Here is a 21,633-nt window from a genome sequence, read left to right as displayed (position 1 = left end):
AAAAAAAAGAACATGCTATACTATCTATACGAATACCTAACCAGCCAGGGAATCCACATACCGGGATTGGGAATGCTGAAATACATTTCTTTCCGTGCCGGAATAGCTGTGCTGTTTTCTTTGGTCATTGCTTTGGTCTACGGAAAAAGGATCATCAATTATCTGAGAGCAAAACAGATGGGCGAATTGGTACGTGACCTTGGATTAGACGGACAGAAGCAGAAAGAAGGGACTCCTACCATGGGAGGGCTTATTATTATTATTGCAACGATCATCCCGGTGCTGCTCTTTACAAGGATCACCAATGTGTATATCGTTCTGCTGCTGGTTTCCATGTTGTGGATGGGTGCTATAGGTTTCGTAGATGATTATTTAAAGAAAGTAAAGAAAAATAAAGACGGACTGAGTGGGAAATTCAAAATTGTAGGACAGGTTGGTTTAGGGCTAATTGTCGGAGTTACAATGTATTTCCATCCTGACATCACCGTTAAAAGAAAATATGCGGATGCAAAAGTGGTGAACCGAAACAATGTAGAACAGAACTTTATGCCAACAGAAAAGATCACCGTTTCTACCGTTCCGTTCGCCAAGAACAATGAGTTTGATTACAGCGGAATACTTTTCTGGATGAATGATAAAGATGCCCATGAGTGGGCATGGATTGTCTTTATCCCGATCGTTATTTTCATTGTGACCGCCGTTTCAAACGGAGCTAATATTACGGATGGAATCGACGGGCTTGCAGCAGGAACCAGTGCCATTATACTGCTCACCCTCGCCCTGTTCGCCTACCTTTCCGGGAACATTATTTTTGCAGACTATCTCAATATTATGTTCCTCCCGAATATGGGAGAAACCACGATTTTCGCAGTAGCCATGGTAGGTGCCGTCATCGGATTCTTCTGGTACAATACCTATCCTGCCCAGGTTTTTATGGGCGACACAGGAAGTCTGATGCTGGGAGGAGTGATTGCCGTTTTAGCGATCATCCTGAGAAAAGAACTTCTGATTCCGGTATTATGCGGAATCTTCCTGATTGAAAACGTATCGGTAATGCTACAGGTCGTTGTTTTCAAATACAGAAAAAGAAAATATGGGCTGGATTACGCTCAGAATAATAGATTTTTTAGAATGTCACCATTACACCACCATTATCAGAAAGGAGGTTTCCATGAGAGCAAGATCGTCAACAGAATGATCATCATCGGAGTAATGCTGGCTATAGTATGCCTGATCACATTAAAAATGAGATAAAACCTTGTGTAAAGTATGAAGTATTAATACAAAACCAAATTACATTAATACGTTTTACATTATACATTTTACAAAAGAATAGATATGAAAATAGTTGTTTTAGGAGGTGGAGAGAGCGGATGCGGAGCTGCTTATTTAGCGAAAAAACAAGGTCTGGAGGTTTTTCTTTCAGACAAAGGAGCTATTAAGGATAACTACAAGCAGTTTTTAGCCGAAAATGAAATTGAATTTGAAGAAGGAAACCACAACGAAGAAAGAATATTAAATGCAGACTGGATCGTAAAAAGTCCGGGAATTCCCAAAAAGGCAGAGATCGTTCACAAAATTCACGAGAAAGGAATCAGACTTTCATCTGAAATTGAGTTCGCTTCAGAATTTACGGATGCCAAAATCATTGCCATCACAGGAAGCAACGGAAAAACAACGACAACTTCCCTGATCTACTACATCCTGAAAAATGAAGGATTAAATGTAGGATTGGGAGGAAATATAGGATACAGCTTTGCAAAACAGGTGGCTGATGAAAACCATGAATATTATGTACTGGAGGTAAGTTCTTTCCAATTGGATGATATTCAGAACTTCAGACCTTACATTTCCCTGCTGTTGAACCTGTCTCAGGATCACCTGGATCAGTACAACTACAATTATGAAGAATATGCTTTAGCTAAATTCAGAATTGCTGAAAATCAGGAAAATGACAATTTCTTCATCTACAACAAAGATGACGAAATGAGCAAGACCATTCTTGAGAAACTGGAAATCAAAGCGAAAATGATTCCCTTCTCTACAAAAGAAAAATTGTCTGAAGGTGGTTTCATTGATGGCGATGAGATCGTAGTCAAAATGAAGGATGAGTTTTCCATGAAGATTGACAAGCTATCTCTTCTTGGAAATCACAATGTGGCCAATAGCTTAGCCGCTTCAATAGCCGGTAAAATATTGGAAATCAACAATGAAAGCATCAGAAATTCACTGATGACTTTCCAGGCGGTAGAACACAGACTTGAATTCGTAACAGAGGCCAACGGGGTAAAATACATCAACGACAGCAAAGCAACGAATGTAAATGCCACCTACTACGCTTTAGAAAGCATGAAAACTCCAACAGTTTGGATCGTAGGAGGATTAGATAAAGGAAACGACTACTCAGAAATTGAGGAGCTTGTTAAAAGAAAAGTAAAAGCCATTGTATGTCTTGGAATAGACAATACAAAGATCATAGACTTCTTTAAAGACAAAAAAGAATTCATCTATGATACGTCAAGCATGGAAGAAGCTGTGAAAATATCAAAATCACTGGCCAAAAGCGGAGATACCGTTTTACTTTCCCCATGCTGCGCAAGTTTTGACCTGTTCAAAAGCTATGAAGACAGAGGAAAACAGTTTAAAGAGCAGGTATTAAAGTAAGTACAAAGTAAAATGTCGGGTGTAAAAAGTACATTTTACTTTGTACATCATACATGAATACAAAAATATGGACGAACAGAACACAGAAAGCAGAATTGAATTTCTAAAGGGCGATAAAGTACTTTGGATGGTCATCCTTGTGATCTCCATTTTCTCTATTTTCCCTGTATACTCTGCAAGTTCAAATCTGGAATATATCGTTAATAACGGGACCACAACCGGTCACGTGATCAAGCATATGTTCTTTGTGGTCTTAGGTCTTGTAATCATGAGAGTGGTAGGAATGGTGAAATACGAGTACATCGGAAAGCTCAGCAGTATTCTGCTCGGTTTAATGATTGTTCTTCTTGTGGTCACCATGTTTACGGGTCAGACCATTGATGGAGCCAGTGCTTCAAGATGGTTGAAGATCCCCGGAACACCTATCTCATTCCAGCCATCGTCATTTGCGTTTTTAATGCTGATCATTTATCTCTGCAGATATCTGACCAAGAAAATAACCCGGGAAAGACTTCCGATAGAGAACATTATGTACATCTTCGGACCTATCCTGCTGGTATTTGTACTGGTAGCCAAAGACAACGGTTCTACGGCATTGATGATCCTTATGGTTTCCGTGATTGTTCTGATTATAGGACAGCTTCACTGGAAATACATTGCAGGATTCATCTCTTCCTCATTTGTAGCCATTGTTTTCTTCCTGATTATAGCATTAAACACCAATCTGATCGGCGGAAACCGTGTACATACATGGATGAGCCGTATCGAAACATTTACCTCCAGCAAAGCAAAAACCGCTGATGTAGATGATGAAAGCGTAAAAGCTAAAAACTATCAGGTAATGCAGGCCAAAGCCGCCATCGTGCATGGTGGAATTACCGGAATGGGACCTGGAAAAAGTGCATTGAAACAAATGCTTCCACAGTCTGCCTCCGACTTTATTTTTGCCGTGATTGTAGAAGAATACGGACTGATTGGTGCCGCTTTTCTGATATGTCTGTATCTCATTATGATGATCAGAATCGTGATGATCGCCAGCAAAATGCCCGCGTTTTTCGGGTCCCTGCTCGTGCTCAGTCTCGGGGTGATGATCTTCATTCAGCTAGCAGTGAATATTGCTGTAGCAGTCAATCTGATCCCGGTAACAGGACAGCCGCTGCCGCTGATAAGTTATGGAGGAACCTCCATGCTGGTCACCTACCTCCAGCTTGGAATTATTTTAAATATAAGCTCAAGAATCCAGATATACGATGAAGAAGGAATGGGCAAAAAACAAAGCGTAGCAGAAATTAATGATATTGCATAACCCTTAAAGAGTCCCAACAGGACGATTTAACAAAAGATAGGACGCAGTCCTATCATAGTATAAGCAGTCCATCAACATAAAAAGAAAATGAACAAAAAACTAAAAGTATTACTATCAGGCGGCGGAACAGGAGGACACATCTTCCCGGCTATCGCTATTGCAGACGAAATCAGAAAAAGATTTCCTGATACAGAATTTTTGTTCATCGGAGCCAACGGAAAAATGGAAATGGAAAAAGTTCCGCAGGCAGGCTATAAAATTGAAGGAATTGATATTGCCGGAATCGACAGAGGAAATATGCTGTCGAATTTAGGGTTGCCTTTCAAAATTTTGAAAAGCTTATCAAGATCAAAGAAGATCATTAGAAATTTCGCTCCCGATTTTGCAGTTGGAACCGGAGGTTTTGCAAGTGGTCCGGCTTTGTATGAAGCCAGTAAATTGGGAATTCCCATCTTTATTCAGGAGCAGAATGCCCATGCAGGCGTAACCAATAAAATATTAAGTAAGAAAGCCAAAGCTGTTTTCACGGCTTATCCGAAAGTAGAAGGTTTTCCGGCTGAAAAAATAAAATTCCTGGGAAATCCTATTCGTGAGAATATCATCACAGGAATGACGGAAACAGCCCTTGCAAAAGAAAAAATGGGACTGAGCATAGATAAACTTACCATCCTTTCCGTAGGTGGCTCTTTGGGCTCCAGAACACTAAACAATGCCTGGAGATCTCATTTAAACGATCTTGTAAGTAAAGACTATCAGCTGATCTGGCAAACAGGAAAGCTTGATTATAAAGATATTTTAGAAGAAACAAAAGATACCCACAGCAGAAACATTCAGATCCTGGAGTTCATCAAGGACATGGAACTGGCCTACTCTGCGGCAGATATTATTGTTTCAAGAGCTGGAGCCATTGCCATTTCAGAGTTGGCGGTTGCTAAAAAGCCGGTTCTTCTGGTACCTTTCCCGTTTGCAGCGGAAGACCACCAGACCAAAAATGCCATGAATCTGGTTGAAAAAAATGCAGCCAGAATGGTAAAAGACTCTGAAGTGCAGGAAAAATTCTGGAATATTCTGGAAGAAATCTGCAACAGTACCAGTGTAAGAAATGAAATGTCTCAGAATATGGAATATTTTGCCAAGCCTAATGCTGCAAAAGAGATTGTAGATGAGATATTTAGCATGTTAATGAGATAATTTGATAATAGGTTAATTCTTCAATCATTTAATCTTTAAATTTTTTAATAAGTATGAAAATTCTTGAAACATATCAAAATTATTACTTCGTAGGAATCGGAGGGATTGGAATGAGTGCTTTGGCGCGTTATTTCAATGCTTCGGGCAAAAAAGTGCTGGGCTATGACAAGACCAACACCAAGCTTACGACCCAACTGATGAAAGAAGGAATTGATATTGTTTTCGAAGATCATATTGATGTAAAAATAACCGGCCTTCAAAAAGAAAATACGCTGGTGATCTATACTCCCGCCATCAAAACGTTGGGAATTTTAGATTATTTTAACCAGAATCAGTTTGAAGTTTTAAAAAGGGCTAAAGTTTTAGGGCTGATCACAGAAAATACAGACTGTATCGCTATAGCCGGAACTCACGGAAAAACAACAACTTCTACATTGGTTTCCCACCTGTGCAAAGAAGCTAACCTTCCGTTTTCATGCTTTTTAGGCGGTATTTCTGAAAATTTCAAATCAAACTTTCTGTATAACGGCACACAATATTCGGTAGTAGAAGCAGATGAATATGACAGAAGCTTTCTGACCCTTTCTCCCGACTGGGCTGTGGTAACTTCTACCGATGCTGATCACCTGGATATTTACGGCGACAAAAGCCATATTGAAGAAGGTTTCAAGCAGTTTGCAGCACTCGTTCCGAATGACAGGCAGTTATTTGTAAGAAAAGGACTGGACATCGGCAGAGACCATCAGACTTATGCCGTCAATGAAAAAGCAGATTACTATTCAGACAATCTGCGTATGGATCATGATAAAATTTATTTTGATTTCCATACCCCATCTGAAACAGTAAAAGATTTTGTCTGGGAAATTCCGGGCATTCATAATGTAGAAAATGCTACAGCAGCATTGGCTATCCTTCACAATTTAGGCGTGGATTTTGAAACGCTGAAAAAGGCTATTGCCAATTTTAAAGGAATTAAAAGAAGATATACCAAGCATATTTATCCCAACGGTAAAATTTATATCGATGATTATGCCCACCACCCGACAGAAATCAATGCGGTAGTAAGCTCAATCAGAACCTTTTATCCGGAGAAAAAACTGTTGGTGGTTTTCCAGCCGCATCTTTTCAGCAGAACCAGAGATTTCGCTGACGGGTTCGCAGAAAGTTTAAGCAAAGCAGATGAGCTGATCCTTCTCGACATTTATCCGGCAAGAGAACTTCAGGAAAATTTCGAAGGAATAACATCCGGCAGGTTATTGGAAAAAGTGAATTTAGATAAAAAAGAAAGATCGGATCTGTCAGGTGCTTTTGATAAAATAAAAGAAAAAGATTTTGACATCCTTCTCACGGTAGGCGCAGGAAATATTGATACCCTGTATGATCCTATTACGGAATGGATAAATTCTTCTGTACAAAGTAAAATGTAGTAATGTACAGAGATCATTTAATAAAATAACTAATTGAAATACACAGTACACTGTACTTTATACATTGTACAAAATATATGAAAAATAAATACAGAATATTAAAAATTGCTGTCACAGTGATCATCCTTGGATTACTGCTGAGTTTCTCATTGAAGAGATTCAGCGGCCAGAAGATCACGGACAATAAGATTTCTGTAAAAATGAATGAAAAAACTCCGGTATACTTCATTGATGAAAAAGATATCCGGGAAATTGTAAAAAAAGAAAACCCTTCCGGAAAAGTGGGAGACCTGAATATTCCCTTACTTGAAAAGAAGATCAATGCGCTTCCGGCTGTAGATAGTGCCAATGTCTACTTAAACTTAAATGGAAAGCTTTATCTGGATATTAAGCAAAGAGTTCCTGTGTTCAGGCTGAATAAAGATGGAAGAGACTTCTATGTAGATGAAAAAGGAGTTGAATTTCCCATTTCCAAAACCTATTCGCATCCTTGCATGCTGGTAACAGGAAATATAAGTCCGGACGAGTATGAAAAACTGGCAGAATTAGTGGAAAAGATTGATAAAGATGATTTCAGTAAAAAATTCTTTATCGGAATTTCAAAAAGCAAAGGCGACTATAATCTCCTCACAAGTGACGGAAATTATAAAGTAGAAATAGGAGATCTTGATAATATAGAATTTAAAGTTAAAGGGTTAAAGACTTTCGTGGAAAAATACCTGGTATTCCAGGATCCCCAAAAGTACAGCATGGTTTCTGTGAAATACCAAAATCAGATTGTAACGACCTTAAATCCCTATTTCAAAGAAAACGACAGCATTCTGAAAGCAGGAAATCTGGAACTGGCCAAAGCCCCGGCACTGGCTGCAGCTAAAAAACCGGATGTAATGCCTAAAACTGAGACGAAGAAAGCAAAAACACCTGCGGCTAAGCCTAAGGAAAAAGCAAAGCCAAAAACGACTGCCAAAGCAAAGGAAACTAAAAAAACAGAGAAAAAGCCCACGGCAGCAAAGCCCAAAGCAAAGGTAAAAATAGAATAAAGAGTCCCAAAGGGACGATTTAACATAGAATTGGATAAAATCCAATTGATTAAAAAAACGGGACACGTCCCAGACATGAAAAAGTAGAAAAAAATCAAATCGACATAAAATGGAAAATCAAGAGTATTCAGTAGGTCTGGACATCGGGACAACGAAGATTGTCGCGATTGTCGGAAGGAGGAATGCACACGGGAAGATAGAAGTTCTCGGCGTTGGGAAGGCCAAAAGTCTTGGAGTTCATAAAGGTATTGTGAATAATATCTCACAAACCATTAATTCAATCAAGGCGGCCGTTTCTGAAGCACAATCCAGCGCAGGAGTTCCTATCCGTAAGGTCACAGTAGGTATTGCAGGAAAACATATCCGTTCTCTTCAGCATTCCGACTATATCATGCGTGAGCATCCGGACAAATTTATTACAGACGACGACATCGAAGCCCTGAAAGATCAGGTAAAAAAGCTGGTAATGCTTCCCGGAGAAGAAATCATCCATGTTCTTCCCCAGGAATATAAAGTAGATTCCGAAGGTGAAATTCAGGAGCCCGTAGGAATGCATGGAAAGCGTTTGGAAGCCAACTTCCACGTGGTAGTAGGACAGATGGGCAGCATCAGAAACATCGCAAGATGTGTAAGAGAAGCAGGCCTTGAAATGGAAGCCCTTACCCTGGAACCTCTGGCGTCTTCAGAAGCTGTATTAACGAAAGAAGAAAAAGAAGCCGGCGTTGCTATCGTAGATATAGGCGGCGGTACTACAGATATTGCGATCTTCAAAGATAATATCATCCGTCATACCTGCGTCATTCCTTACGGAGGCGGTATCATTACGGAAGATATCAAAGAAGGCTGCTCCATTATCGAGAAACATGCTGAACAGCTGAAAGTAAAATTCGGTTCTGCAGTTCCGGAACTGGAAAAAGACAGCACATTTGTAACCATTCCCGGACTTCACGGAAGACCGGATAAAGAGATTTCCCTTAAAACCCTGGCGCAGATCATCAATGCGAGAGTGGAAGAAATCCTGGAAATGGTGAATACAGAATTAAAAGCTTACGGAGCATTCGAGCAAAAGAAAAAGCTGATCGCAGGGATTGTCCTTACGGGAGGCGGATCCAACTTGAAGCACCTTCGCCAGCTTGCCAATTATACAACAGGTTTTGACAGCAGAATCGGATTTGCTAATGAATATATTGCAAACGACAAGAATCAGTACCTGAAAGGCCCGGAATTTGCTACTTCAATCGGCTTGCTGATGGAGAGTTTGAAGATTCGCGACAAAAAGCAGGGCGCTGAAACAGAAGAACTCGTAGAAGAGGAAATAGCCAATGCAGAAGCTGCTGTGGCACAGACAGAAACAGTTCAGGCGGTTCAGCCTACAGCGATGGTTCATGAACAGCAACCCGTTGTGAATGATCAGCAGGAAAGCAGAAGAGCGAAGTTGACCTTCGGGCAGTCGCTTATGGAAAAAGTAAAAAAATTCTTTGAAGAAGTAGAGTAATATAAATGATAGAAGATCATTGATAATTGATAAATAAAAAGCTTTTTGCCCAACGCCATTTATCACTCATCAGTTATCATTCATCACTCATCAATTATAAAAAGCATAGTTATGGAAAATATAGGTACACAAGGATTTTCATTTGATTTGCCAAAAGGAAATTCATCCATCATAAAAGTAATCGGTGTAGGAGGCGGTGGAAACAACGCGCTGAAACACATGTACGAGAAAGGGATTTACGGAGTAGACTTCGTAGTCTGCAATACGGATGCCCAAACGTTAGATAATAACCCCGTTGCCAACAAAGTACAGCTTGGTACCACCATCACAGAAGGTCTTGGTGCCGGCGCTGATCCTGAAGTGGGGGAAAAATCTGCTATTGAAAGCATCGAAGAGATCAAAGCATCTATGGGCCAGAATACCAAAATGGTGTTCATTACTGCCGGAATGGGCGGTGGTACAGGTACCGGAGCTGCTCCTGTGATTGCTAAGGTAGCTAAAGACATGGGAATTCTTACCGTGGGTATCGTTACCGTTCCTTTCAGTTTTGAAGGGAAAAGAAGACTTGAACAGGCCGAAATTGGTCTTGAAAAGCTAAGAAATAATGTTGATTCACTTATTGTGATCAATAATGATAAATTAAGACAGCAGTTTGGAAACCTTGGATTCAAGCAGGGATTCTCAAAGGCCGATGAAGTTTTAACCAATGCCGCGAAAGGAATGGCAGAAGTTATTACCGGTTACTTCGATGTAAACATTGACTTTAGAGATGCTAAATCTGTACTTCAGAACTCTGGTACAGCTTTGATGTCTACCGGAATTGCTTCAGGAGAAAACAAAGCAGAAGAAGCAGTTAAAAAAGCATTAGACTCTCCGTTGTTGAACGACAACAAGATTACCGGTGCTAAAAACGTCCTTCTATTGATCAGAAGTGGTGCGGAAGAAGTGACCATGGATGAGATCGGGGTAATTATGGACCACATCCAGAAAGAAGCTGGAAATACTGCTGATATTATTTTCGGGGTGGGTGCTGATGAAGAACTGGGAGATTCTGTGAGCGTTCTTGTTATCGCTACAGGTTTTTCAAATGACAGCAAAAGATTCGCGGGTCCTACAGAGAAGATCAGAATCAGTCTTAATGACAGTTTTGAGACTCCAAAAGCCTCTCCTTTTAAGACAAGGGAAGAAAGAGAAACAACTTCTGAACCAACACGTGATTTCGGTGGAAAGCACACTTTCAGACTGGATGATGAGGACAGCGATGCGCCGCAATTCGGGATGAAGTCTTCTGAAAAAAAAATGATTATTGAGGAAGAAGAAATTAAAACAGAAATAAAATTCTTTGATAAAGAGGAAGATACGCAGAACAGCGCTTCCCGTGACTGGAGAAATGAGGAGGAAGCAGAAGAAGAGTCTTACAGCTTATTCTCTTATGATGAAGAAGGAGAAGATCCAAATGATCTGGAAATCGAGTCTTTTAAATTTGATTTTGATGCCAGAAAAGATGAAACTCCGTCTACACCAGCTACGAGTGTTTTTTCAGATGAAAAACCTGTTGAATTCAGTTTCTTTGTGAACAATCAGCCTTCGTCCAATGAGCCTAAGACTGACTACGGTCAGCCAAAAGCAGAGTTTACAGCGCCTGCAAGTGCAGTAACTGAAATTCCGGTTCAGGCAGTTGAAGCGATCTTCCAGACAAGATACGAAGAGCCGAAAGCAGAAACAAAACCGGCTTTTGAAGAAAAAATAGAAATTGAAACTCCAAAACCTGCGGAATCAGAATTCACATTCGTGAATAAAGCGGTTGACCAGGACAGAATTGTGGAGAGAAGAAATAAATTAAAAGAATTCAATTCACGCTATCAAAGCTTTGACAGCACAAGCGAATTCGAATCTGTACCGGCTTTCAAAAGAAAGAACATCGCTATAGATGGAACCAATGCTTCAGACCAGAATATCAATACGTATCTGTCTGACAACAACGGATCTATGCAAGTGAGAGAGAACAGATTTTTAAATAAAGACGTTGACTAAATAATGTAACAATGTATCAATTTAACAGTGTAACAATTGCTTGTTCAAAATTGGTACATTGATACACTTTTACATTGATAAATTAAATACCATGAGTTTAGAAAATATCATAAGCGAAGCTATTAAAACAGCTATGAGAGCTAAAGACAGAGTCGCTCTGGACTCTTTGAGAGCTGTAAAAGCTCAAATTTTAAATCTACACACTGAAGCGAGAGGAGTTGAAGTTACTCCGGAGCAGGAAATTGCGATCCTTCAGAGAATGATCAAGCAGCGTAAAGATTCTTTCGAGCAGTTTTCTGCGCAGGGAAGAAATGACCTTGCTGAAGTGGAAGAAGCCCAGATGAAAGTGATTGAGCAATTTTTGCCTAAACAGCTGAATCCGGAAGAACTGGAAGCAGAAATTAAGAAAATTATCTCAGAAACCGGAGCTGAGTCTGCAAAAGACTTAGGAAAGGTAATGGGGGCTGCTTCAAAAGCATTGGCAGGAAAGTCAGACGGAAAAAGTATTTCCGAAATGGCGAAGAAACTGCTTTCATAAAACCGGGATACGTGGTGCGAAATCCGGGATTTAACCGGAATACAAACACGAACCCAAAAAACAGGATATCCAACCTTTGCATATCGATTTGATTAAAGAATCCCGGAACGCTAGCGTTCCGGGATTCATTTTTTTGGATATTCATAATTATTAATTCAGTTGATCATGTTTAAAAAAAAACTGAATCGGTGTACTTAACGGCTGATTCATGCCGAATTGAATAATTTGAATGCTCGAGGGAAAGCAGTAAATGTTTTTTTCATGGTCGTTTGTTTTTCAGAATCATTTCAAATTTAGTAATTATTTCTTATTATTCATAATTTTATTTCACATTTTTTTGAATATTATTGAAATATTAATATTATATTAATTTTATCTGACTAAACGATTGATAGTTTTTATATATTGAAGAAAAGCTAAGAAATCATTAACTTTGTATCGATAAAAAACAAAATATATGTATCCAACAGATTTAGTAATGCCTATGAAGGCAGAACTTACAGATAAAGGTTTCCAGGATTTAACATCTCCGGCACAGGTAGAAGAGGCTTTAAAGCAGTCAGGAACTACCCTATTGGTGATCAATTCAGTTTGTGGATGTGCAGCAGGTGCGGCAAGACCGGGAGTTGTATATTCTTTGACAGGGGATAAAAAACCTGATCATTTAACAACTGTTTTTGCAGGATTTGATACGGAAGCTGTAGCAGAAGCTAGAAAGCATCTTGCTCCATTCCCTCCAAGCTCTCCATGTGTAGCGCTTTTCAAGGACGGTGAATTGGTTCACATGCTGGAAAGACACCACATCGAAGGAAACCCTGCAGGCGCTATTGCAGCAAATCTTCAGGCTGCTTTTGACGAGTACTGCTAAGAAACAATAAATCTAAATACCAAACCGTTACATTATTTGTAGCGGTTTTTTTATTTATTACGATAAAAATTCTCTAAAAATTCAAATATTATTATATTTGTTGGAATGGCAACAAAGGCACTTTTCAATACTGTCGTCAACTGGTTTATCCGTCAGAGGATAGATCAGATTCAGAATTTCATGGATCATCCCATTGAAACTCAGAAAGGTATACTCTTTTCCCAGCTGTTTCATGCTGAAGACACTGAATATGGCAGAGCATATGGCTTCAATTCGATTTCGAGCTATCAGGACTTTAAAAACAAGGTTCCGATCGTTACCTATGAAGATTTCGAACCTTTTATTGAAAGAGCGAGGCAGGGACACAAGGATGTAACCTGGCCCGGATACATCAAACATTTTGCAAAATCCTCCGGAACGACCAATGCAAAAAGCAAGTTCATCCCCATTTCCACCGAAAGTCTGGAATACTGTCACATGAAGGCCGGAAAAGACATGGTGTCTATCTACGCCAACAACCACCCGGAAAATCAGCTTTTTACCAATAAAAACCTGCGTTTGGGAGGCAGCTCTGAACTTCATGCGGATTTTAACACCAAATTCGGGGATCTCTCCGCTATATTAATTGATAATCTTCCTTTCTGGGTAGAAATTACCACCACGCCAAGCAAAAAGGTTTCCCTGATGTCTGAGTGGGAAAGTAAGCTTAAAGCCATCACCTCGGAAGTAAAAAATGAAGACGTAGGAAGTATCCTTGGGGTGCCGAGCTGGATGATGGTTCTTCTTCAAAGGGTGTTGAAAGAAACCGACAGCGGAAGTATTTCTGAGCTGTGGCCTAATTTAGAGGTCTTTTTTCACGGTGGAATCAGTTTCAAGCCATACAAGGACCAATACAGGCAGATCATCGGTAAAAAGATCAATTACTACGAAATTTACAATGCTTCTGAAGGCTTCTTCGGGATCCAGGACAGATCGGACAGCGACGAAATGCTGCTGATGCTGGATTATGGTATTTTTTACGAATTCATTCCGATGGATCAGTTTCATTTTTCCAACCCGAAAGTGGTGAGTCTGGAAGATGTTGAAGTAGGAAAAAACTATGCGATGGTGATCACTACCAACGGCGGACTGTGGAGATATCTGATAGGCGATACTGTGGTATTTACCTCTACCAATCCTTTCAGAATAAAAATTACGGGAAGAACCAAACATTATATCAATGCATTCGGAGAAGAGCTTATGATCACGAATGTGGAATCTGCCCTATCAAAAGCTTGTGAGGTAACCGGAGCAAGCATTACCGACTTCACAGGGGCTCCTGTTTTCATGAAAGAGAACGAAGGCGGTGCCCATGAATGGATCTTCGAATTCAGTCACCATCCGGATGATCTGGACCGTTTTACCGATGCTTTCGATCATCATTTAAAAACAATCAATTCAGATTATGAAGCCAAAAGATATAACAATCTGACGCTGAAAAGACCCATTGTTCACATTGCAAAACCTGATCTTTTCTACCAATGGCTCGAATCCAAAGGAAAACTCGGTGGCCAGAATAAAGTCCCGAGACTGAGCAACGACAGAGAATATATAGATCCTTTACTGGAACTTAACAGATAATATAACGAGAAAGGAAGATTGATGAGGGAAGATGGAAGTTACAGAAGCCCCCAATTAATATTAGGGCACTTCCCTAATCCCTAATTCCTCATCCCTAAAAAACACCACATAAAAAAACGCAGCCAAAATTTGACTGCGTTTTCTGTATTTTAGTATTTCACTATTTCTTTAAATCCTCCTTCAGTTTCTTCGCTCCCTCTTCTACTTTGGCAGCACCTTTTGCAGCGGCATCTTTTACATCCTGGCCAACTTCTTTCGCTCCGGCTTTAATGTCTTTCCCTGCTTTATTAAGGTCTTCCTTCGTTTTCTGAGCAGCTTCGTCAATTTTATTTCCTGCCGCATCTACTTTAGATTTTACATCTTCCTTTGCCTTGTCTATTTTAGCGGTATCTACATGAGGAGATGTCTCAGAAACGGTAGTTGTAGTGGTCGTTACCGATCCGTCAGCTCCTTCAACCTGTTCTGTTTTTGTTGTAGATTTTGTGCATGATACAGCAAATAGTGCGATGGCAGCTGCTGCTAAGATTTGTTTTTTCATATTGTATATTTTTTTTAAAAGGTTTTTAATATTTGGTGAATTTTATTCTGTCTTCGCTCCATTGGCTGGTGGATTGTCTGATGTTTTCTGTTTTTTCTCTGCGTCCGTCTTCTTCTTTTCTTCTTCCAGTTTCTTTTTGTTCTCTTTTTCGAGCTCTTCTTTCAGCTTTTGTTCTTCTTTTTGAAGTTTTTCAGCTTCTTTTATAGAATCCTGGTATTTCTGTGATGACATTCTGATCTGGCGGACAATATCTACCGATGTCGCACCTGCTGAAAATGAATCGACAGCAACGGTATCATAATGAATTTTTACCTGCTCATCTGCCGCAAAACCTGGTGTTTCTTTCTTTGAACAGGCCGACAGCAAAAGCAGTATCACAAAAACCGCAGAGAATAAATTTTTCATGGAACTAATTTAGCAGAAATTCTGCAATTACAGGATAGTGATCCGATAATTTTACAGAGTGGTCCACCTTATAGCTTAGAGGAACGATAGACTTTGAAGTAAAGATATAGTCGATTCTAAGGGGCACCTTATAATCATGAAAACTGGTTGATGCTCCGTTTCCTACCGTTAGAAATGCATCCTGAAGGTCTTTACCAAGATTATAATATTCATAAGAATTGGGAACCGAGTTGAAATCTCCAGCCAGAATCACCGGATAAGGTGAAAAATCGATTACTTTTCGGATCTTTCTGATCTGATCTTCATGGGCTTTAAAGGTAGGCGTCATATGAGAAATAAGGTTTGCTATCTTCCCGCCTTCTTTGGCAAAACCATCAAATTTAAGCATGGATTTGTGCAGTCTGAAAGGTTCCAGATATACATTCACCACTCTTATGATTTTTCCGTTGATATCTACATCAGCATAAAAAGAGTTTCCTCTTGCGCTTTCTTCAATCAGCTTCTCCTGTCTTACAATTTTATGTTTGGTCTTCAGAATAACTGAAGGATATTTTACCATATCCTTTCTGATAGCCCTGTTGGTATCTTTTTCCTGAACCAGGATAATATCTGCATCCTGATCAGCAATGTATTTTTTCACTTTATCCCAGCCGAAATCACCATATTTCACATTAAATGTAATAACTTTGATATCTCTTATGGATTTAAAACTTTCTGTTTTCGGGGAGAAATTAACCCATCGTCTTACGGGGTTGTAAAAAAGAAATGTTCCTAATAAAAATGCAATGGCTATTTTCTTTCGTTTAACAATCCAAACCAATGTAAGGAGGACATATACGATAATAAGATAAGGAAAACCAAGCGAAAGGAGGTTAAGAGAGCCTAAAAAGTTAGGCGGAATCCATGCGTTACCCAATGTGCATAAGAGCAACACGGCAACAACAATGTGAATAAATAGTAATAACTGGCTCGGCTTCATGAAATAACGGACTAGGGTACGATTCTCTTCATCAAAAACCCTACCAAGCACGAAAGCTTTAACTAATTTTATGATTATTAATGCTTTAGTGAAAACTTGCCTATTACGGGATAATGATCTGAAAGCTTTACAGTTCTGTCCACGGTATAGCTTACAGACAGTATTGTTTTTGAGGTAAAAATATAATCAATTCTGATGGGAAATTTGTAATCATGGAAGCTGGTTGCACTCCCTTTTCCTGCTTTTACAAAGGCATCTTCAAGGCCGTCAGACAAGTGATAATATTCGTAAGAATTGGGAACAGAATTAAAGTCTCCGGCAAGAATAACAGGATATGGTGATTGTTCAATGCTTTCTTTGATAATCCTTACCTGATCCTGGTGCTTTTTAAAAACAGGGATCAGTCTTTTAACGATGTTCTTCATCTTTCTTTCGTCCTCCTCTTTGAGACCATCCATTTTGATCATCCCCTTTTCAAATTTAAAAGGCTCCAGATACACATTGATAAACCGGTATATTTTTCCTTTAATCTCAATATCTGTTTGGGATGCATAAGCGTTGTTACTTTCAAAATCACTTTTGATAAGCTCCTTAGAGTCTACAATTTTATGTTTTGAAAAGACCTTCAATACTCCATTCTCGCCACTACCTTCCATTCCTCTGACGGAGATTTTACTCCCTGACTCCTGCAGCATAATCACGTCAGCATCAGCCCTGTTTAGATATTCCTTAATGGCATCAGCTCCTAGTAAGCCGGCTTTAACATTAAAAGAAATCACTTTCAGGTCTGCTGTTTCTTTTTTGTCGGAAGTGAAATTAATCCATCTCTGTACAGGAACCATAAAGATAAGTCCCGCCAACATAAATGCAAAAGTTCTTTTTTTCCAGCTGAAAAGCCAGAACAGAGTGAATATTGCATAAAGTATAATCAGCACAGGAAACCCTAAAGAAAGCAGATTGAACCATGGGAATATTTTAGGAGGAACATACGCATTCAATAAAGTACCGAGCAACAGGAATAAAATACCCAGGTGCAGGATTAATATGATAAGACGGAAAACTTTCACAGAATTTTTCTAATTGAATCTATACAGATGTTTTTTCCATATCCTTGCCAGAATCCAGCCAACCAGTGCTCCTCCCACGTGTGCCAGATGAGCAATACCGCCTCCGTTTCCGGAAACGCCAAGGTATATAGAAACTACAATAACGATAGGCATCAGGTATTTAACCTTTATAGGAACCGGAATAAACATCATCATAATCTTTGAATCAGGATAAAGAGTCGCAAAGGCTGCTACTACTCCGAAAATAGCTCCGGAAGCACCTACCATTGGTGTGGCCACAATCGCCTTAAAGCTCTCCAACAGTTCTTTCTGTTTAAGAACCGATGCTGCATCTCCACTAAATCCTACGCTTGCCCCGGACAGATAAGCATTCACATTAAATCCAAGCTGTTGCAATTCACTCGTTAGCTGCTGAGCTTCAACAAAATTCCATAAGTTAAAAAGGAAAAATGCCCCCAATCCACTTAAGAAATAGAGGATTAAGTATTTTTTTTCTCCCAACGCCTGCTCTAGAATGGGTCCGAAACTATACAGTGTCAGCATATTAAACAAAATATGCATAATACTTCCATGCATAAACATATGCGTGATGATCTGCCATGAATGGAAAAACGGTGAAAAAGGATAAAACCCGGCAAGATAACCGATGACCTGATTTCCGAGAAAATAAGTCCCAATAAATACGATCACATTAATAATGATAATATTCCTTGTGATGGGTGGTATATTGTTAAACATTTTTTAAAATTTGTTTTTAAAATCATTAAACGGAACTTCATAAAAACATCTTTTGCCATCCGGTAAAAACTCCGGGAAGCTTAAAGCTGTAAAATCTTTGATGACCTGTTCCGCATCTTTCTTATAAATAAAATCGAACCTTGATTTCGAATGCATTTTGTTCCACTGGTTGAGATAAAACTGCATAAATTCCTCTTCAGTCTTATATTCCAGGATCTCAAAAAGGTTCTCCAGGAACTTCATCGCCTGGGTTTCTTTCAGTCCTTCGGGAAGTGCATCTATTCTCAGCACGCTTTCATGTGCAATTTTCATGTCAAACCCGAGTTCCGGAAGAAATTTTTTGAAAGAATTGTATTTACTCTTCTCAATTTCGTTCATATGATACTCCAGAGAAAACAGCAAAGCATGGCTGTTGGGGTTCACATTGATATTATTTTTCCTTGATGTTTTATTGTTTTCAGAAACAACCAGTCTGTGCATTCTTCCAAGATCCAGCATCAGGGTTACATCTCCTTTGTTGAACAGCCAGTAGCCGTTCGGCAACCTCATCAGGTCTTCATCGAAATCTTCGTCTTCAAATAAATTGATCTTCGAAGGTTCTGCTGTCATATTCTGATGGTACATTTCCGTAAGGTTCTGAATCTCCTCCGGACGTACATTTCGCTCCTCGATAAACGGGTTGTAGTCTTTGTCTACAATAATTTCCGGCATCTTGATCACGCCTCCGCCACTGTTTCCTTTGCTTGGAAAAGGCTTATTCATCATCGCATCCATTTCCGGATCTTTATCAAAATCCAGGCTTGGAGAAACGTTATAAATTCCCAGAGATCTTTTGATGGTAGAACGAAGAAGGGCAAAAATAAGGTGTTCGTCTTCAAATTTCACCTCTGTCTTCTGTGGATGAATATTTACATCAATCTTTTCCGGATCCATTTCCAGATACAGGAAAAATGTAGGAACATATCCCGGTAGAAGCAATCCTTCAAAAGCTTCCTGAACCGCCTTATTGAAATACGGACTTCTGAAATACCTTCCGTTAACGAAAAGGAACTGTTCTCCTCTCGATTTTTTAGCGCCTTCAGGTTTGGCCACAAATCCGTGAAGTTTACACCAGATAATATCTTCTTTGATAGGAATCAGCTGTGGTTGTAGTTTACGTCCGAAAACATCTACAATACGCTGCATCTGACTTCCTTTTCTCAGTCTGAAAACAGCTTCATCATCATGAAAAAGAGAAAACTCAAGATTCTCATGAGCCAAAGCAACACGCTGAAACTCATCGATGACATGTCTGAATTCAACATTATTATTTTTAAGGAATTTTCTTCTGGCCGGAACGTTGTAAAACAGGTTTTTCACCAGAAAATTAGATCCGTCTGCAGTCTGTATCGGGTCCTGAAACTGGAATACCCCACCTTCAATGTAGATATTGGTTCCAATCTTCGCATCATTCTGCTTCGTTCTCAGTTCAACCTGGGAAACCGCAGCGATAGAAGCCAGCGCCTCACCTCTGAATCCTTTGGTAGAGATCTTAAAGATGTCTTCCGTTCCTTTGATTTTTGACGTAGCATGTCTTTCAAACGCCATCCGGGCATCGGTCTCAGACATTCCTTTGCCGTCGTCCACCACCTGGATCAGGTTTTTTCCGGCATCCCTGATAATCAATTCTATCTTGGACGCTTCCGCATCAATAGCATTCTCCAAAAGTTCTTTCACAATGGATGCAGGTCTCTGCACCACTTCTCCTGCCGCAATTTGGTTAGCTACATGATCCGGTAAAAGCTGAATAATATCTGACATAAAACGTTTAATCAACTTACAAAAATAGTCAATGGAAACGGGAATTAAAACAATAAAACCGTGAATTAAAATTTAATTATCAACATTTTAATCACAATTTGCCGTCCGGTTCTGTTTTTATCCCCGACAAAGGAAAAAAATATTGAAAAGAAATTTGTCTTTTTTTAACGCAAAGTTTAATGATGAATTGCTTTAGTATTAAGGAGGGCAAAGAGATGCGGCTTCGCCACTGACTAAGCTACCGTTTTATCCGTACGCTTCATCGAATCAATTTTTGATTGATTCCTCCTTTGCAGACTTAGAAATAAAACACTTTAATATCAACCTTTGCGTTAAACAAGAAAATAACTTTATTTTAACCGAAGAAGAACACCCCTTCTCTACCATCGAAAAGGGGTGTTTCACAGCTAGTTTACACAAAAATAATACTGATATTTACTTTATTTCTTTAGGGCTCATTCGTCAAAAACAAGCGTTCTTTTTTCTTTTCTTTTCGGAATCCCGTGTATTTTATCATACAGAGAAGCCAACATATTCGGTTTTTTATAAATCCTGCTGTAGCGGTATCTGGTATTAAAGTGCCTGATATGAATTTTATACGCATCATACCCGATCACAATTAAAAGACACAGACTGATCACATAAAATACCCTGAATTCAAGATAATAGTACGTCAATCCTGAGAACACCGCTCCTAAAACATAGGCTGCCATAATACTCGTCAGCAGTTTTGCTCTTGCCATCAGTTCCCCGCTTTTTCTATATTTCTTTTTCGTAAACATGGAAAGCAAAATTCCAAGGTCTGTGGTGGTACCCGTAAGGTGGGTTGTTTTCACCGAGAAGTTGGAGATACTCGCGGTAAGCCCATTCTGAAGCCCGGTTGCAAATAGCATCAGTGCTACCAGATATTCTGTTTCTTCCAGTGTTTTCTGGTAATAGAACTGACCGTATATCCCAACAAACAATAAACATATGATTTCCAGCACAATCGGCATAGAGTGTGCAAAATATTTACTCTTTTTATTGAAGTTGATCACGATGAAGTTCGACACAAAGCTTCCGAAGAAGAACAGGAAGATCCATGCTCCTACGACGGCTACCTGAGACCAGTTTCCTTTACTGATTTCTGCCGCCAATATGGCGTAGTGACCTGTTACGTTGGACGTAAAAGACAGGAAAATTAACAGAGAGGCAATATTTATAGTACCTGCAGTAAATGCAGTCAGCGTCCCCAATCTGATATTGTCTCCCAACGTTCGGCTGTTACTATAATTTCTTAACATTTTTTTATTCTTTTATGGTGTTGATGTATTTTTTAGGCTTCTACAAAGATCTCAGCCAGTCTTCCTCTTTCCGGAAGTCTCTCAGGCATTTCCACTTTGATTTCCTGAACCTGCAGATCTTTGCATTTTTTGATGTAAGGGGCAATATCAAATTTTCCTTTGCCCTTACTTTTAATGGATGGCGAATAGTAAGCTTCTTCTATATGCTCTGCTTTCACGTAATTATTGAAAGTCCTTTGAAAGCTTCCCGTGAAAATATCGCAGATGATCTTATTAACCAGGTGAGGATATTTGTTTCTGATGATTCCGTAGGCATCACAGAACTCCTGAGATCTGATTTTATTGAAGATGGTATTTTTCGTATTGAAAAGAAGATCTCTGATAGAATCTCCGGCTTCATATCCTGAAACCAAAAGAATGTTATACTGATTATGGTCTTCCGAAGCTTCTTTCTCTTTCAGTACTTTTTTTAATATATTCAGTGACTCAAGAGAGAAATCCGTGGCGATTAAAATTGTTTTGGTCATATCTTTTAGATTTAGGTTTGTTGTCATATTTTGATGATACAAAACTAAAGCGGCAAGATTAGAAGCCCTTTGGAATGGAATTAAAATGTGATTAAAGAGATTAAAATGAGATT

The 21,633-nt window shown here is 39.3% G+C and carries 19 protein-coding genes; 11 read left to right on the top strand and 8 right to left on the bottom strand.

All coding sequences use genetic code 11. The features are described from left to right. Window positions 1-12 precede the first annotated feature (12 nt). The 11 genes from mraY (at window position 13) to IW22_RS05025 (ending at window position 14,183) form a co-directional block, all read left to right on the top strand. Complete coding sequence (gene mraY / locus IW22_RS05075; RefSeq protein ID WP_034724610.1) at window positions 13-1,254, top strand: phospho-N-acetylmuramoyl-pentapeptide-transferase; 1,242 nt, start codon at window positions 13-15, stop codon at window positions 1,252-1,254. An 84-nt stretch (window positions 1,255-1,338) separates the two neighbouring features. Then, the gene (murD, locus tag IW22_RS05070; RefSeq protein WP_034724608.1) at window positions 1,339-2,664 is read left to right on the top strand and encodes a UDP-N-acetylmuramoyl-L-alanine--D-glutamate ligase; all 1,326 of its coding nucleotides are present in this window, start codon (window positions 1,339-1,341) and stop codon (window positions 2,662-2,664) included. Between the two features lie 67 nt (window positions 2,665-2,731). Next, complete coding sequence (locus IW22_RS05065; RefSeq protein ID WP_034724606.1) at window positions 2,732-3,970, top strand: FtsW/RodA/SpoVE family cell cycle protein; 1,239 nt, start codon at window positions 2,732-2,734, stop codon at window positions 3,968-3,970. An 87-nt stretch (window positions 3,971-4,057) separates the two neighbouring features. After that, window positions 4,058-5,161, top strand: coding sequence for an undecaprenyldiphospho-muramoylpentapeptide beta-N-acetylglucosaminyltransferase (gene murG / locus IW22_RS05060; RefSeq protein ID WP_034724605.1), 1,104 nt, complete (start codon window positions 4,058-4,060; stop codon window positions 5,159-5,161). Between the two features lie 53 nt (window positions 5,162-5,214). Continuing rightward, complete coding sequence (gene murC / locus IW22_RS05055; RefSeq protein WP_034724603.1) at window positions 5,215-6,588, top strand: UDP-N-acetylmuramate--L-alanine ligase; 1,374 nt, start codon at window positions 5,215-5,217, stop codon at window positions 6,586-6,588. A 77-nt stretch (window positions 6,589-6,665) separates the two neighbouring features. Then, a complete protein-coding gene (locus tag IW22_RS05050; protein ID WP_034724601.1) occupies window positions 6,666-7,628 on the top strand; it encodes a cell division protein FtsQ/DivIB in 963 nt (320 codons plus the stop codon). Window positions 7,629-7,737: 109 nt separating this feature from the next. Next, entirely contained in the window at window positions 7,738-9,123 is a 1,386-nt protein-coding gene (ftsA, locus tag IW22_RS05045; RefSeq protein WP_034724599.1) for a cell division protein FtsA, read from the top strand. A 111-nt stretch (window positions 9,124-9,234) separates the two neighbouring features. Further along, window positions 9,235-11,157, top strand: a complete 1,923-nt coding sequence (gene ftsZ / locus IW22_RS05040; RefSeq protein ID WP_034724596.1) for a cell division protein FtsZ — start codon at window positions 9,235-9,237, stop codon at window positions 11,155-11,157. 91 nt (window positions 11,158-11,248) lie between these two features. Beyond that, a complete protein-coding gene (locus IW22_RS05035; RefSeq protein WP_034724595.1) occupies window positions 11,249-11,695 on the top strand; it encodes a GatB/YqeY domain-containing protein in 447 nt (148 codons plus the stop codon). A 457-nt stretch (window positions 11,696-12,152) separates the two neighbouring features. Then, window positions 12,153-12,563: a BrxA/BrxB family bacilliredoxin gene (locus tag IW22_RS05030; RefSeq protein WP_034724594.1), complete on the top strand. Its 411-nt coding sequence runs from the start codon at window positions 12,153-12,155 to the stop codon at window positions 12,561-12,563. A gap of 105 nt (window positions 12,564-12,668) precedes the next feature. Beyond that, on the top strand, window positions 12,669-14,183 hold the full coding sequence (locus tag IW22_RS05025; protein ID WP_034724588.1) for a GH3 auxin-responsive promoter family protein: 1,515 nt from the start codon (window positions 12,669-12,671) through the stop codon (window positions 14,181-14,183). Between the two features lie 160 nt (window positions 14,184-14,343). On the opposite strand, the gene IW22_RS05020 is transcribed toward IW22_RS05025, so the two are convergent. From IW22_RS05020 to IW22_RS04985, 8 genes are all read right to left on the bottom strand, one after another. After that, a complete protein-coding gene (locus IW22_RS05020) occupies window positions 14,344-14,721 on the bottom strand; it encodes a hypothetical protein (RefSeq protein WP_034724586.1) in 378 nt (125 codons plus the stop codon). A gap of 42 nt (window positions 14,722-14,763) precedes the next feature. Continuing rightward, on the bottom strand, window positions 14,764-15,126 hold the full coding sequence (locus IW22_RS05015; protein ID WP_034724584.1) for a hypothetical protein: 363 nt from the start codon (window positions 15,124-15,126) through the stop codon (window positions 14,764-14,766). Between the two features lie 4 nt (window positions 15,127-15,130). Continuing rightward, window positions 15,131-16,105 (bottom strand): endonuclease/exonuclease/phosphatase family protein, encoded by a 975-nt coding sequence (locus IW22_RS05010; protein WP_034724583.1) that lies wholly within the window; start codon window positions 16,103-16,105, stop codon window positions 15,131-15,133. 77 nt (window positions 16,106-16,182) lie between these two features. Then, window positions 16,183-17,172, bottom strand: a complete 990-nt coding sequence (locus IW22_RS05005) for an endonuclease/exonuclease/phosphatase family protein (protein ID WP_034724579.1) — start codon at window positions 17,170-17,172, stop codon at window positions 16,183-16,185. Between the two features lie 9 nt (window positions 17,173-17,181). Next, window positions 17,182-17,910: a rhomboid family intramembrane serine protease gene (locus tag IW22_RS05000; protein ID WP_034724578.1), complete on the bottom strand. Its 729-nt coding sequence runs from the start codon at window positions 17,908-17,910 to the stop codon at window positions 17,182-17,184. 3 nt (window positions 17,911-17,913) lie between these two features. Beyond that, window positions 17,914-19,710 (bottom strand): DNA mismatch repair endonuclease MutL, encoded by a 1,797-nt coding sequence (gene mutL / locus IW22_RS04995; RefSeq protein ID WP_034724576.1) that lies wholly within the window; start codon window positions 19,708-19,710, stop codon window positions 17,914-17,916. Window positions 19,711-20,165: 455 nt separating this feature from the next. Beyond that, complete coding sequence (locus tag IW22_RS04990; protein ID WP_034724574.1) at window positions 20,166-20,993, bottom strand: YoaK family protein; 828 nt, start codon at window positions 20,991-20,993, stop codon at window positions 20,166-20,168. Window positions 20,994-21,025: 32 nt separating this feature from the next. Continuing rightward, window positions 21,026-21,520 (bottom strand): hypothetical protein, encoded by a 495-nt coding sequence (locus tag IW22_RS04985; RefSeq protein ID WP_034724761.1) that lies wholly within the window; start codon window positions 21,518-21,520, stop codon window positions 21,026-21,028. Window positions 21,521-21,633: the final 113 nt, after the last annotated feature.

Source organism: Chryseobacterium sp. JM1 (genome assembly GCF_000737715.1).
Classification (GTDB): Bacteria; Bacteroidota; Bacteroidia; order Flavobacteriales; family Weeksellaceae; genus Chryseobacterium.
Note: the sequence above shows the minus strand (reverse complement) of the source record. Positions and strands in the feature narration are given on the sequence as shown.